The sequence below is a fragment of the Delftia acidovorans SPH-1 genome (genome assembly GCF_000018665.1).
GTDB lineage: Bacteria > Pseudomonadota > Gammaproteobacteria > Burkholderiales > Burkholderiaceae_C > Comamonas > Comamonas acidovorans.
Genome location: NC_010002.1, coordinates 3,297,937 through 3,309,924, shown reverse-complemented (window position 1 = coordinate 3,309,924; position 11,988 = coordinate 3,297,937). Strand labels below are relative to the sequence as shown.

At 66.8% G+C, this 11,988-nt stretch carries 14 protein-coding genes; 6 read left to right on the top strand and 8 right to left on the bottom strand.

Going from position 1 to position 11,988, the window contains the following annotated elements; translation table 11 throughout:
* Positions 1-6: 6 nt before the first annotated feature.
* Positions 7-351, bottom strand: a complete 345-nt coding sequence (locus DACI_RS15095) for an RnfH family protein (RefSeq protein ID WP_012204850.1) — start codon at positions 349-351, stop codon at positions 7-9.
* Positions 344-796, bottom strand: coding sequence for a type II toxin-antitoxin system RatA family toxin (locus DACI_RS15090; protein ID WP_043783393.1), 453 nt, complete (start codon positions 794-796; stop codon positions 344-346). The genes DACI_RS15095 and DACI_RS15090 overlap by 8 nt, the downstream gene beginning before the upstream one ends.
* 168 nt (positions 797-964) lie before the next feature.
* Here DACI_RS15090 and smpB point away from each other — a divergent pair, with 168 nt between their 5' ends.
* The 4 genes from smpB to DACI_RS15070 all read left to right on the top strand — a co-directional run bounded on the left by smpB (position 965) and on the right by DACI_RS15070 (position 3,420).
* Complete coding sequence (smpB, locus tag DACI_RS15085; RefSeq protein ID WP_013803027.1) at positions 965-1,438, top strand: SsrA-binding protein SmpB; 474 nt, start codon at positions 965-967, stop codon at positions 1,436-1,438.
* Positions 1,439-1,547: 109 nt separating this feature from the next.
* Complete coding sequence (locus DACI_RS15080; protein WP_012204847.1) at positions 1,548-1,964, top strand: COG4315 family predicted lipoprotein; 417 nt, start codon at positions 1,548-1,550, stop codon at positions 1,962-1,964.
* 30 nt (positions 1,965-1,994) lie between these two features.
* Positions 1,995-2,570 (top strand): sigma-70 family RNA polymerase sigma factor, encoded by a 576-nt coding sequence (locus DACI_RS15075; RefSeq protein WP_012204846.1) that lies wholly within the window; start codon positions 1,995-1,997, stop codon positions 2,568-2,570.
* A gap of 10 nt (positions 2,571-2,580) precedes the next feature.
* The gene (locus tag DACI_RS15070; RefSeq protein ID WP_012204845.1) at positions 2,581-3,420 is read left to right on the top strand and encodes an anti-sigma factor family protein; all 840 of its coding nucleotides are present in this window, start codon (positions 2,581-2,583) and stop codon (positions 3,418-3,420) included.
* A gap of 15 nt (positions 3,421-3,435) precedes the next feature.
* Here DACI_RS15070 and DACI_RS15065 read toward each other — a convergent pair whose 3' ends face one another.
* Entirely contained in the window at positions 3,436-4,131 is a 696-nt protein-coding gene (locus DACI_RS15065) for a DAPG hydrolase family protein (protein ID WP_012204844.1), read from the bottom strand.
* Positions 4,132-4,287: 156 nt separating this feature from the next.
* On the opposite strand from DACI_RS15065, the gene DACI_RS15060 reads away from it, so the two are divergent.
* The gene (locus DACI_RS15060) at positions 4,288-4,953 is read left to right on the top strand and encodes a TetR/AcrR family transcriptional regulator (RefSeq protein ID WP_043781570.1); all 666 of its coding nucleotides are present in this window, start codon (positions 4,288-4,290) and stop codon (positions 4,951-4,953) included.
* Between the two features lie 66 nt (positions 4,954-5,019).
* Here the strand turns inward: DACI_RS15060 and DACI_RS15055 are convergent, their stop codons facing one another.
* The 4 genes from DACI_RS15055 to DACI_RS15040 all read right to left on the bottom strand — a co-directional run bounded on the left by DACI_RS15055 (position 5,020) and on the right by DACI_RS15040 (position 9,023).
* Positions 5,020-6,111: an enoyl-CoA hydratase/isomerase family protein gene (locus DACI_RS15055; protein ID WP_012204842.1), complete on the bottom strand. Its 1,092-nt coding sequence runs from the start codon at positions 6,109-6,111 to the stop codon at positions 5,020-5,022.
* A gap of 142 nt (positions 6,112-6,253) precedes the next feature.
* Complete coding sequence (locus tag DACI_RS15050; protein WP_012204841.1) at positions 6,254-7,285, bottom strand: Bug family tripartite tricarboxylate transporter substrate binding protein; 1,032 nt, start codon at positions 7,283-7,285, stop codon at positions 6,254-6,256.
* 42 nt (positions 7,286-7,327) lie between these two features.
* Positions 7,328-7,825, bottom strand: coding sequence for a MaoC family dehydratase (locus tag DACI_RS15045; protein WP_012204840.1), 498 nt, complete (start codon positions 7,823-7,825; stop codon positions 7,328-7,330).
* A 1-nt stretch (position 7,826) separates the two neighbouring features.
* Positions 7,827-9,023 carry a CaiB/BaiF CoA transferase family protein gene (locus DACI_RS15040; RefSeq protein ID WP_012204839.1) on the bottom strand — a complete coding sequence of 399 codons (1,197 nt, stop codon included), beginning with the start codon at positions 9,021-9,023 and terminating at the stop codon, positions 7,827-7,829.
* Between the two features lie 83 nt (positions 9,024-9,106).
* Here DACI_RS15040 and DACI_RS15035 point away from each other — a divergent pair, with 83 nt between their 5' ends.
* Positions 9,107-9,994: a LysR family transcriptional regulator gene (locus tag DACI_RS15035; protein WP_012204838.1), complete on the top strand. Its 888-nt coding sequence runs from the start codon at positions 9,107-9,109 to the stop codon at positions 9,992-9,994.
* Positions 9,995-10,148: 154 nt separating this feature from the next.
* Here DACI_RS15035 and typA read toward each other — a convergent pair whose 3' ends face one another.
* The gene (gene typA, locus DACI_RS15030) at positions 10,149-11,975 is read right to left on the bottom strand and encodes a translational GTPase TypA (protein ID WP_012204837.1); all 1,827 of its coding nucleotides are present in this window, start codon (positions 11,973-11,975) and stop codon (positions 10,149-10,151) included.
* Between the last annotated feature and the right edge of the window lie 13 nt (positions 11,976-11,988).

Genomic DNA, 11,988 nt, shown 5'->3' with positions numbered 1-11,988 from the left:
CCTCCGTCAGTAACCGGCCTTGGCCCCGGGCCTCTGGCGCTGGAACAGGCCCGTGGCGCGGGCTCCCTGGCGCGCAAAGCGCTCGCGGCGCGCCACCTTGGGGTCCACGGTCAAGGGCCGGTACAGCTCCACGCGATCGCCGTCGCGCAAGCCTTGCGTCAATGGTGCGCTGCGGCCCCAAAGGCCAGCGGGCCCCTCCTGTGCAAAGCCCAGCGCCTGCCAGCCACCAGCGGCCTCGACTGCGTCGGCAATCGAGGCACCGGCCGGCAATTGCAGGGTCAGCTCAACGACTTCACCGGCACGCGGGCTGCATGCCAGCGTGATGCACAGAAACGGCCGGGGTTCAGCCATAGACCTGCTCGGCGCGCTTGACGAAGGCATCGACCATGGAGCCCGCGATGCGGTCGAACACCGGGCCGACCACGGCGGCCAGCGCCATGTTGTCAAAGCCATAGTCCAGCTGCAGCTCCACGCGGCAGGCACGCTGCGTGCCGTCGCCCACGGGGCGGAACATCCAGTTGCCCTCCAGCCGCGAGAACGGCCCCTTGATCAGGCGGATGCTGACCTGGCGCCCGCCATCGTCGAGCACGCTGTGCGTGTTGCGCGTGACGAAGGACTTGCGCATGCCGCCGAATGCAATGCCCACCTCGGCCGTCATGCCCTGCTCGTCCTGCTCCAGCACCCTGGCCTGGTCGCACCAGGGGAGGAAGTCGGCATAGTGGGCCACGTCCGTCACCAGGGCAAACATTTCTTGGGGGCTGTACCAGATCAGGACGGACTTGTTGACTTTTTTCATGAATGGGGCGGGCTGCACGGCATGCAAAACACCGGCTGCGCGGTCATGGCGCATACGGCTGTCACAATGACGGCAAGGCGAAACTAAAATCCCGCACGGAGGCGAGACGGCAATCCAGTATTGTATGGAGAGCTTTCATCTCCAGGTTTTCGCCGCATCTATTACTCCATGGCCAAGAAACCTGAAACACAGTCGCGCATCGCCGACAACAAAAAAGCCGCGTTCAACTACTTCTTCGAGGAACGTTTCGAGGCCGGCATCGTGCTGCACGGCTGGGAAGTGAAGGCACTGCGCAGCGGCAAGGTGCAGTTGACCGACGGCTACGTCATCGTCAAGGACGGCGAGCTGTTCCTGCTCGGCTGCCAGATCAACCCGCTCAAGACCGCCTCCACCCACGTCAACCCCGACGCGGCGCGCATCAAGAAGCTGCTGCTCAAGAAGGACGACATCCTGCGCCTGATCGGCAAGGTCGAGCAAAAGGGCTTCACGCTGGTGCCCATCAACCTTCACTGGAAGAACGGTTTCGTCAAGTGCGACATCGCCCTTGCCAAGGGCAAGGCCGAGCACGACAAGCGCGACGTGATCAAGGACCGCGAAGGCAAGCGCGAGGTCGAGCGCGCCATGAAGAGCTTCAACCGTTGACGGGCATCCGCAGCTTTTTTTGCACTGCTGCGGAATAAACCGGCACGGCCCAGTGTTCATTGCAGTGTCCGGCCGCAATTTCGCGCGCCGGCAAGCACCGGAGACAGCGATGAAGAAGCTCGGCATGAAACTTGGTACCTGTGCCTTCACGGCAGCCCTGACATTGACCCTGGCAGGCTGCTATTCCGCGCCTGCGGCCAACGCCTCTGGCCAGACCCCGCCCAGCGCGGTCAGCGTGCAAAACGGCATGCTGGTCGGCGCCAACGGCATGACGCTCTACACCTTCGACAAGGACACGGCCGGCAGCGGCAAGTCCGTCTGCAACGGCCCCTGCGCGACCAACTGGCCGCCGCTGATGGGCAAGCAGGCGCCCTCTGGCGGCAACTACAGCGTGATACAGCGGGACGATGGCAGCAGCCAGATCGCCTACAAGGGCAAGCCGCTGTACTACTGGGTGAAGGACGGCAAGGCCGGTGACACCACGGGCGACGGCGTCATGGGCGTCTGGCATACCGCACGCCCCTGATTCCAGCCGCATCCGCCTTCGGACCTGCCCATGGACCGCAGCCAGATCCTGGAGCACCTGCCCGGCCTGCGCCGCTATGCGCGGCTGCTGGCAGGCGATGCCTGGGCCGCCGACGACCTGGTGCAGGACACGCTGGAGCGTGCCTGCCGCAAATGGCTGCTGTGGCGCCCCGGCGGCGATCTGCGCGCCTGGCTGTTCACGCTGATGCACAACCTCTACTTGAACCAGCGGCGCTCTGCCGCGCGCGGGCAGTGGCTGGACATAGACAGCCTGTCCGAGACCCTGGCCGCACCCGAGGACAGCAGCGACGCGGCCCTGGACCTGGAGCGCTGCCTGCAGCGCCTGCCCGCCGAGCAGCGGGCCGTGCTGCTGCTGGTCAGCGTGGAGGACATGAGCTACGCCGACACGGCGCGCGTGCTGCAGCTGCCCCTGGGCACCGTGATGTCGCGCCTGTCGCGCGCACGGTCCCGGCTGCGCGAATTGATGGAGGCCCCATCGGCCCCATCAGCCACCTCGGCCTCCTCTGCAGCGCCTGCACAGTCAGCACCGACTGCCAAGGCCGCAACACCCCAAGCCGCAGCCCCCGCGCTGCGCCGGCTCAAATGACGAGGCCGCCATGACCGCATCCGCCCCCACCCCTCTTTCATCTTCCTCGCCCTTGCCCCCGCCCATTTCCGACGAGCAGCTGCACGCCCTGGTCGATGGCCGCCTGCCCGCGCAGCAGGCGCAGGCGCTGCGCGACCAGCTGGACGAAGACAGCGCCGCGCGCGTGGAGCAATGGCAACGCCAGCGCCAGTTGCTGCGCGCCCTGCCTGCTGCCCGGGACGAACCCGGCATGCCCGACGAAATGCGCGCCGCCGCCGAACAGTTGCAGGGCCTGCACCAGCGCCAGCAGCAGTGGTGGCGCTGGGGTGGCATGGCCGCGGGCTGGATGCTGGCCTTCGGCCTGGGCTGGCTGGTGCATGGGCAGCAGGCGGTGCCCGCCGCCGCGCCATCAACGGCGGCCACGCTGGCTGCTGCCTCCCCGGCCCGCTTCGCCCACCAGGCGGCCGTCGCCCACGCGGTCTACCAGCCCGAGCAACGCCACCCGGTCGAGGTGGAGGCCGCGCAGCAGGCCCATCTGCTGCAGTGGCTGTCCAAGCGCCTGGGCCGGCCGCTGAAGCTGCCGGCACTCACGGACCTGGGCTATGAGCTGGTGGGCGGCCGATTGCTGCCCGGCGACAGCGGCGCACGCGCCCAGTTCATGTACCAGGACGCGGCGGGCGAGCGCATCACCCTGTACCTGGGTGCGCTGGAGGACCCGGCCACGCGCGGCGAGACCGCCTTTCACTTCAGCAGCGACGGCCCCGTGCCCAGCTTCTACTGGGTGGACCAGGGCTTTGGCTATGCGCTCAGCGGCGCCCTGCCGCGCAACCAGCTGCTGCAGCTGGCCACGGCCGTGCACCAGCAGCTTTGAAGCCTGGGGCCACGTCTACCAGGGCAGCGGCGCCGCCTCGCCGTTGCCATGCTCGCCGTAGTACAGCGAGGGCAGGAAGCGCGACAGATAGGTGAACTCCGTGTAGCAATGGCGCAGCAGGCCCAGGCCCAGCGCGTCGGGCAGCTCGGCCGCCGGGTCGGCGCAGGACTGGCCCAGCAAAAAGCGGCTGCGCAGCACGCAGCCAAAAGGCGTGTCACGCGCCAGGTGCACCATCTGCCCGTCCATGGGGTCCCCGCTGGCGTCCAGCTGCACATGCTCACCAAAACCGATGCGCGCATACACGGCGGCCGAGGCGCGTTTTTCGGCAAAGGCCAGCTCCAGCTGCGCAGGGTCGAACAGCTCGCGCGGATCGTGGAACTTGAGCCTGGCCGCCACGGGCGGAATGTCGGCCAGGGACTCCACGGCCTCGATGGACGCGCCGATGTAGCTCTCGCCCTTCTTCCATTGCGCATCCCAGCCGCGGTGCGCGATATGGTCGTGCGGATGCCACCACTTGATGTGCTGCGTGGTCTCGAAGAACTTGAACCACCAGTCCAGCATGCGGCCGCTGCAGCCATGCAGGTCGGTGCGGCAGGCCACCACCAGGCAACCGCTGGGCAGGCGCTGGATTCCCGTCTCCAGCCGCAGCGGCGTGATGTGCAGCAGCTCGTCGATGCGGGAAATGTCGGGCTCGAAGGCATGGGAGTTCATGGGTGTTTTCCGTTCCTGGGTTGATGAGGAAAAGCCATCTTATATTAAAGAAACGAACTACGTTTCCAAACAATCGGATAATCCCTGACGGGTAACAAAATGCTGCACAACCAGGCACGACCCTGCACAACACCGAACGGAACGACAAGAAATCCAATGGAATCCGAAATCACTCCTGCGGCCCCAAGGCCGCGCGGGCGGCCGGCCCGGCCCGAGCACGAGGCCAACGATGCCGCCCTGGCCGCCGCCACCTGGCTCTTGCTCAACGAAGGCTATGCCGCCACCACCATGGAAGCCGTGGCCAGGCGCGCAGGGCTGGCCAAGAAAACGCTCTACCGCTTTGCCGCCAACCGCGAGGACCTGGTGGCCCTGGTGGTGCGCAGCTGGACCGACGGTTTCCGCCCTGCCCTGTCGGCCGATGCGCAATCGGCCTCAGAGGTGGCCCCAGCGCTGGCCGAGATCCTGCGCGTGATTGCCGCGCGCGTGCTGTCGGCCGAGGCGGTGGGAATGTTCCGCCTGCTCACCACCGACTTTCCCGCCAAGCCCGAGCTGCTGGAGGTCTACCAGCGCAACGGCATAGAGCGCGGCCGCGGCATGCTGGTGGACTGGCTGCGGCGCCAGTGCGGCAAGGGGTTGCTGCGGGCCGAACAGCCCGAAGTCGTCTGCGACCTGCTGCTGTCCATGGTCATTGCCGAGCCGCTGCGGCAGATGGCCCTGGGCCTGACGCCGCCCGTGCCCGAATGGGATCCGGGCCCGCGCATTGACGACGCGGTACGGCTGCTGGCAGGCCATTCCTGCCGCATGGAGCCTGCGGATCGTTGAATGAAAAAAGGCCACCCGGCATGGCGCCGGATGGCCTTTTGGAAGCCTGAACGCTCTGCGCCGCGATCAGTCCAGCGCTGCCAGCGGATGCGAATGCGCCGGCCAGGGGCTGTCGAAGAAGGCGCGCCACTGCGCGTCCTGCACGTCTTCGATGCGCGCGGGGTTCCAGCGCGGGTGGTGGTCCTTGTCCACGGCCAGTGCGCGTATGCCTTCGATGGTCTCGCTCTGGCCCGGGCGCAGGTAGAAGCAGTGGCGCACCATGTCGCGCTCCATGCGCAGGTCCTGGGCCAGCGTCATGCCGCGCGCGCGGCGGATCTGCTCCAGCACCACGTGCAGCATCAGCGGCGAGCGCTTGCGCAGCGTGGCTGCCGTGTGCTGCGCCCACTCGCCATCTGCCGCTTCCAGCGCCTGCACCATGGCAGCCACCGTGGGCAGGGCAAACACGCGGTCGATCTCGGCGCGGGGCTGGGCCGCCGGCTTGGCCGGAGCCGTGAACTTCGACTTCACCAGGGCCTCGACGGCCGCTGCATCGGCAAAGCTGCCGGCGGCCAGCGCGTCCCACAGCGCAGGCTGCTGGTCCGAGGGCAGGTAGCCATCGGCCAGGCCGAAGTCCAGCGCATCGGCCGCGCCGATCACGTCGCCCGTCAGCGCCAGCCACTCACCCGCGTGACCCGGGCAGCGCGAGAGGAAGTAGCCGCCACCCACATCGGGGAACAGGCCGATGGCCGTCTCGGGCATGGCCATCTTGGTGCGTTCGGTGACGATGCGCATCGTGCCACCCTGGCTGATGCCCATGCCGCCGCCCATGACGATGCCGTCCATGAAGGCGATGTAGGGCTTGCCAAAGGTGTGGATCAGGTGGTTGAGCGCGTACTCCTCTGTGAAGAAGTCCTCCAGCTGCGGATTGCCCGTGCTGCCCGCGCCATGCAGGAAGCGGATGTCCCCGCCCGCGCAGAAGGCGCCGAAGACCCCTTCCTTGCCCATGCCTCGGATGGCCACGGCCAGCACCTGCTCATCCTTTTGCCAGGCCAGCAGGGTGGCCAGCAGATCGCGCACCATGCCCAGCGACAGCGCGTTCAGCGCCTTGGCCCGGTTCAAGGTGATCATGCCCATGCGGCCCCGCACTTCGCTGAGGACTTCGCCGGCAGCTCCCGTCATATCTTGCTCCTTGTTGCTATGCATGCCCTGCCCCGGCAGCCCGGGGCAATGAGCCGCAACCATAGCTGAAAAACCGCGCCCACCCCTGACAAACAGGTGCCAATATGCGCAACTGCGCGACAGGCGCCGCAACGCCCCGCACTCAGTCCAGAGAGACGCCCGTGCTCTTGACCACGCCGGCCCAGCGCTTGATCTCGCTGCGGATGTAGGCGCCGTATTCCTCCGGCGTGGAGCCCAGGCCTTCGGCGCCCTGCAGCTGCAGCTTCTCGACCACGCCCGGGTCCTTGAGCGCGCGCATCAGCTCCTGGTTGAGCCGCTGGATGATGGCGGCCGGCGTCTTCGCGGGCACCATCACGCCCTGCCAGGCACCGGCCTCGAAGCCGGACATGCCGCTTTCGGCCAGCGTGGGGGCATCGGGGAAGTTGGGCAGGCGCTTGGAGGAACTCACGGCCAGCAGCTTGAGCCGCCCCTCCTTGATGAAGGGGGCGACCGAGTTGATGGTGTCCGTCATGAAGTCGATCTGCCCGGCCACCAGATCCACGTCGGCCGGCGCGCTGCCCTTGTAGGGCACGTGGCTGGCCTCGATCTGGTAGTGCTGCACGACCTGGAAGGCCGCCAGGTGGGTGACATTGCCGTTGCCTGCCGAGCCATAGGACAGCTGGCCGGTCTTGTCCCTGGCATGGCGCACGAACTCCTGCACGTTCTTCACCGACAGCTTGGGATTGACCACCAGGCCCAGCGGCACCACGGCCGTCAGCGCCACGGGCATCAGGTCCTTGCCCACGTCGTAGCTCATCTTCTTGTACAGCGACGGGCTCAGCGCAATGGACGAGGTGTTGTAGAGCACGGTATAGCCATCGGGCGCGGCCTTGGCCACCAGGGCATTGCCGATGTTGCCATTGGCTCCGGGCCGGTTGTCCACGATCACGGTCTGGCCCAGTTGCTGGCCGACCTGCTGGGCCAGCACGCGCGCCACCAGGTCGGTGGGCCCGCCCGGCGGGAAGGGCACGACCATCGTGATGGGCTTGCTGGGCCAGGGCTGCTGCGCCAGCGCGGCGCGGGGCAGTGCCGCCCCCATTGCCACCGCCGCTGCCGCCGCAATAGGGGCCGCCAGGGTGACCAGCGCCATGCGGCGCCCTCTTTTGCGGGTCGCCTTGTCGATCTGCTTGTCCATGCTTTTGTCTCCTGATGTCGTTATGGGAATGCTTGTGGCCGCCTAGCTGCGCCCGGCCAGCAGGCGCACGGCCGTGTATTCCATGACCTTCTGGTGGCCCTGGTTGAAGACCTCGATGCGCGAGGTGACGACGGCGCGGTTGCCCTTGGAGGTGGGCTTGATGGCGGTGACCTCGACCAGCGCCTCGATGGTGTCGCCCACCAGCACGGGGCCGAGGATCTTCTGGTGCAGCTCCAGCATGGCCAGGCCCGTGCCCTGGATCATGCTTTGCAGGATGAAGCCTTCGATCAGCGCATAGGTCATGGCGCCCGGCACGGGGCGGCCGGCAATGGCGCCGCCGTCGTAGCCCTCCTCGATGAAGATGGCCTCCAGCATGCCCGTGGCATTGATGAAGGCGACCAGGTCCGATTCGGTCACGGTGCGGCGGAAGGTGCGCAGCTGCTGGCCAACCTGCAGGTCCTGCCAGAAAAAGCCCTGGCCCATGCGGGGCACGGCGTTCCAGGCGGCGCCAGGGCGGGGCTGCGGGGTGTTCACTGTCATCTCATGTCTCCTGTTGCGTGATCTGCAGGCCGGCGATGCGCTCGGCGCTCCAGCCCGCCTGGGCCAGCAGCGCCGCCGTGTGCTCGCCCAGGCGCGGTGGCATGCCCATGGGGGCCTGCCGGCCATCCATGCGCACGGAAGAACGCGGCAGGTGCACGGTGCCCATGGCGGCGTCCTGCAGCGGCACGAAGAACTCCGTGGCCTGCAGGTGCGGATCGGCGGGCAGATCGTCCATGCGCGCCACGGGGGCGGCGGGAATCTCCAGGCGCTGGCAGGTATCGAGCCAGTGCTGGGTGCCGTGCAGGGCCACATGCTCGCCCGCGGTCTCCAGCAGCTCGGCGATGTGGGCCGTGCGGCTGGCCTGGCTGGCAAAGCGCGCATCCAGGGCCAGCTGCGGCTGGCCCACGGCGGCGAAGAAGCGCTGCCAGTGCGCATCGGTGTACGGCATCATGCAGACGTGGCCGTCCAGCGTTCGGTAGGGCTTGCGCCAGGGCGCCATCACGCGCGGGTAGCCTGCGCCGCTGAGCGCCGGGCTGAAGTGCATGCCGTAGAAATGCTCGACCAGGTTGAAGCCCACCATGGTCTCGTACATGGGCACTTCCACAAAGCAGCCATGGCCGCTGCGCTCGCGCTGGAACAGCGCCGCCAGCACGGCATGCGCGGCCACCAGGGCGCAGGTCTTGTCGGCCGCAATGGTGGGCAGGTAGCGCGCCTCGCCCGTCTGGCGTTCCATCAGGTCGGCCAGGCCGCTCATGCCCTGGATGACATCGTCATAGGCGGGCATGCCCGCATAGGGGCCGTCTTCGCCAAAGCCATGCAGGCCTGCATAGACCAGGCGCGGATAGCGCTCGCGCAGCGTTGCGGGGTCCAGGCCCAGCGGAGCCAGCTTTTGCGGCCGCATGCTGTGCATGAACACATCGGCCGTGGCCAGCAGCGCATGCAGGGCCTGGCGCGACTGTTGCTGCTTGAGGTCCAGCACCACGCTCTTCTTGCTGCGGTTGGTGCCCATGAACATGGCTGCCATGCCGGGCTCCACGGCCGGGCCGGTATGGCGCGTGGAGTCGCCGGCCGGCGGCTCGATCTTGATGACTTCGGCGCCATAGTCGGCCAGCACCTGGCTGGCCAGCGGCCCGAACACCACGCTGGACAGATCCAGCACCCGAATCCCTGTCAACGCAGCCTGCACTGTGGTCTCCATGTTGCTTCAGGGAGCCAGTATTTGATATCTTCAAAGCTGCGTCTAAGACTTAATTCAGCATCTCTGATACACGGTAGATATCAATGGACCTGCGCCAACTGCGTCACTTCGTCACCCTGGCCCGCACGCTCAACTACCGGCAGGCGGCCGAGCAGCTGCACATGTCGCAGCCGCCGCTGTCCCAATCCATACGCCGGCTGGAAGACAGCCTGGGCGTGCAGCTGTTCCAGCGCGACCGCCGGGGCACGGCGCTGACCGAGGCAGGCCTGGCGGCCCTGGAAAGTGCCGAGCTGGCCCTGCACCATGCGCGCCAGATGCAGGAGGTCTCGCGCGCCACGGCCGGCGGCGAGCGCGGACGCCTGCACATAGGCTTCATAGGCTCGGCCACGTTCTCGTTGATACCGCGGCTGGTGCAGGCCTTTCGCAGCGAATATCCGCTGATCGACCTGGTGCTGACCGAATCGACCACGCGCGAGATCTGCGCGCAGGTGGCCAGCGGCGATTTCGATGCCGGCCTGCTGCGCTACCCGGTGACGCAGGCCACCGACCTGTCCATCACGCCCGTGGAAAAGGACGAGCTGGTGGCCGTGCTGCCCGAAGGCAACCCGCTGCTGCAGCGGCCCGCCTTGCGGCTGCGGGACCTGGCGGACCAGCCCTTCATCAACTACCGCCCCAGCGAGGTGCCCGGCCTGCACGCGCTGGTGGTGCTGGCCTGCCAGAACGCGGGCTTCATGCCCCAGGTCAAGCAGCATGCCGTGCAGGCGCAGACCCTGGTCAGCCTGGTGGGTGCGGGCCTGGGCGTGGCGCTGGTGCCAGCGGTGGTGGCCAAGGGCAGCACGCCGGGGGTGGTGTTCCGCGCGCTGGCAGATACCGAGAACCTGCCCTCCATCGGCCTGGCCCTGGCGCTCAATCCGCAGCAAAGCGCAGCGGCCGGGCAGCGCCTGCGCGAGTTGCTGCTGCAGCTGCAGTAGCAAGCAGTTGCAAGCAGTAGCAGCAGCAGTTCCTTTGCCGTGGCGCCCGCACGCCTGAACGGCGCGCCACAAAAGACAAAGGCCGCAGATGCGGCCTTTGACAGTCAGGGCGATGAAGCCATGCGGCTTGCGTGCGCCCTTGGCGCAACAGCGCTTATGCGCCGCGCGAAGCGCGCTTGCGCTCGTTCTCGGACAGGTGGCGCTTGCGAACGCGGATGCTCTTGGGGGTGATTTCCACCAGCTCGTCGTCCTCGATGAATTCCACCGCGTATTCCAGCGACAGGTCGATCGGGGGCGTGATCTTGATGGCATCTTCCTTGCCGGACACGCGGAAGTTGGTCAGCTGCTTGGTACGCGTGGCGTTGACCACCAGGTCGTTGTCGCGGCTGTGGATGCCGATGATCATGCCTTCGTACACGGGATCGTTGGCCTTGACGAACATGCGGCCACGGTCGTCCAGCTTGCCCAGGGCGTAGGTGAAGATTTCGCCTTCGTCCATGGAGATCAGCACACCGTTCTTGCGGCCGCCGATTTCGCCCTTGTGCGGCTCGTAGCTGTCGAAGATGTTGGAGATCAGGCCGGAACCACGGGTCAGGTTCAGGAATTCGTTGGTGAAGCCGATCAGGCCACGCGCAGGAATGCGGTACTCCAGGCGCACGCGGCCGCGGCCATCGGGTTCCATGTTGACCAGCTCGCCCTTGCGCTCGCCCAGGGCCTGCATCACGCCACCTTGGTGGCCTTCTTCGATGTCGGCCGTCACCAGCTCGATAGGCTCGTGGCGCACGCCGTCCACGTCGCGGTAGACCACGCGGGGCTTGGACACGGCCAGCTCGTAGCCTTCACGGCGCATTTCTTCCAGCAGGATGGTCAGGTGCAGTTCGCCGCGGCCCGACACTTCGAAGATGCCGTCTTCGTCGGTTTCCTTGACGCGCAGGGCCACGTTGGAACGCAGTTCCTTTTGCAGGCGGTCCCAGATCTGGCGGCTGGTCACGAACTTGCCTTCACGACCTGCCAGGGGCGAGGTGTTGACGCAGAAGTTCATGGTCAGCGTGGGCTCGTCGATCTTGAGCATCGGCAGCGGCCGGGGGTTCAGCGGGTCGGTCAGCGTGACGCCCATGCCCAGGTCGGCGATGCCGTTGACCAGCACGATGTCGCTGGGACCGGCTTCGGTCACCTGCACGCGGTCAATGCCCTGGAACTTCAGAACCTGGTTGATGCGGCCCTTGTAGCTCTTGCCGTCAGGACCTTCCATGACCAGCACGTCGGTCGAAGGCTTGAGCGTGCCGGAGGTGATGCGGCCCACGCCGATACGGCCCACGAAGGTGGAGTAGTCCAGCGCCGAGATCTGCATCTGCAGCGGAGCGGCAGGATCGCCCTTGACGGCGGGAACGTGCTTCAGGATGGTGTCGAACAGGGCCGACATGTCGGGGCCCCACTGCTCGCCGGGAGCGCCTTCTTCCAGCGAGGTCCAGCCGTTGATGCCCGAGGCGTACACCACGGGGAAGTCCAGCTGCTCGTCGGTGGCACCCAGCTTGTCGAACAGGTCGAATGCGGCGTTGACCACGTAGTCGGGACGCGCACCGGGCTTGTCCACCTTGTTGACCACGAGGATGGGCTTCAGGCCCAGGGCCAGTGCCTTCTTGGTCACGAAGCGCGTCTGGGGCATGGGGCCTTCCTGCGCGTCGATCAGCAGCACCACGCCGTCCACCATGGACAGGGCACGCTCCACTTCACCACCGAAGTCCGCGTGGCCGGGTGTGTCGAGGATGTTGATGTGCGTCTCGTTCCAGCTCACGGCGCAGTTCTTGGCCAGGATGGTGATGCCACGCTCGCGTTCGATGGCGTTGTTGTCCATCACCGTGTCCACGACTTTCTCGTGTTCGGCGAAGGTTCCGGATTGGCGCAGCAGCTGGTCCACCATGGTGGTTTTGCCGTGGTCCACGTGGGCGATGATCGCGATATTGCGGATTTGTTTGCTCATAGTGTTTTCCCAT